General features: G+C 40.6%; 1 protein-coding gene. It reads right to left on the reverse strand.

Annotated features, from left to right (window positions below):
• Positions 1–43: 43 nt before the first annotated feature.
• Positions 44–1,185 (reverse strand): IS3 family transposase gene (locus L2740_RS21360; RefSeq protein ID WP_420833553.1). Its coding sequence is split into 2 segments (ribosomal slippage): positions 44–924 and positions 924–1,185, totalling 1,143 coding nucleotides; the frame shifts between segments, so codons are not numbered across the junction.
• Positions 1,186–1,255 lie beyond the last annotated feature (70 nt).

The raw sequence follows: 1,255 nt of genomic DNA on the forward strand, positions 1-1,255 counted from the left end.
TGATGTGGTCAACTAAAACTGTACACCAACAGGGGATGCGTATTTACGCGGCCATCTCAGCTGCTGTTGGTGTCATGTAGTTATTATAACTATGACCCCGTTTTGTATTGTAGTGTTTCAAGATATAGTTGATGCAGTCAAACTCGGCTTCCTTAAAACTGTTATAGCCATATTTAGGCATCCACTCTGTTTTAAAGCTTCTAAAAAATCGCTCTATCACCGCGTTATCCCAGCAATTCCCTCTTCGGCTCATGCTTTGAGTGATTTGATATTTCCACAACATTTGTCGATATTGCAGGCTGCTGTAATGACACCCTTGGTCTGAGTGAAATATCAGATTTTTAGGACGTCCTCGCTGTTCAAATGCCATTCTTAAAGCTGCACAAGTTAAATCAGTATTTGGACTCTCTGAGCACGCCCAGCCGACTATCTTTCTGGCGTATAAATCCATTACAACAGCTAGATAGAGCCACTTTGTCCCTGACCAAACGTAAGTTACATCGCCACACCAAACCTGGTTTATGGCTTCAACGTTAAACTGTCGCTTTAATAAATTAGGTGCAATTTTAGATTCGTCATTTGCAACCTTATAACGATGTTTTCTGGGCTGGCTACTGCTAAGCCCTGCATCTCTCATTAAACTTGCCGCCTTATAACGACCAACATTTTCACCTAGTTGATTAAGTTGACCAGCTATCGTTCTAGCTCCTGCAGAACCGCGACTATCACTATGTATATCAATCGCTTTTTTGAGCAATAACTCACGCTCTGGTTTTATTAATTCACGGTGTTTTAGGTGGTAATGATAGCTGCTTCTCGGAACTTCAAATAAGTCACAAAGTGGTTTAACACTGTTTTGCTCTCTCGATAACGATTCAATTAATGCTATCGTTTGATGCTGTCTTGCATTAAGAGAGCGGTAGCCTTTTTTAGGATGTCTTTCTCCCATTCAATTTTCTTAATTTGAGCTTCAAGCTCTTGAATGCGCTTTTGCTCTGGAGTCATAGCATTAGCTATTGGAGTAATTCCTTCAAATTCTTGCTTTAGTTGGATAACCCAACGTCTCATCGCTGTTGGGCCTACACCGGTAGCCTGACAGGCTTCACGAATGGTATAGCCTTGATTAATGACAAGGTTAGCTGCATCAATCTTAAATTCTGTTGAGTAAGTTGGTTGAGTCTTCATTACTTTTACACCGTTCCATATTAAGGAGAGTTTACCTCATATCGGTGTACAGGTTTATTAAGCCACAATA

Origin of the sequence: Shewanella pneumatophori (assembly GCF_023283895.1) — a bacterium.
Classification (GTDB): Bacteria; Pseudomonadota; Gammaproteobacteria; order Enterobacterales; family Shewanellaceae; genus Shewanella; species Shewanella pneumatophori.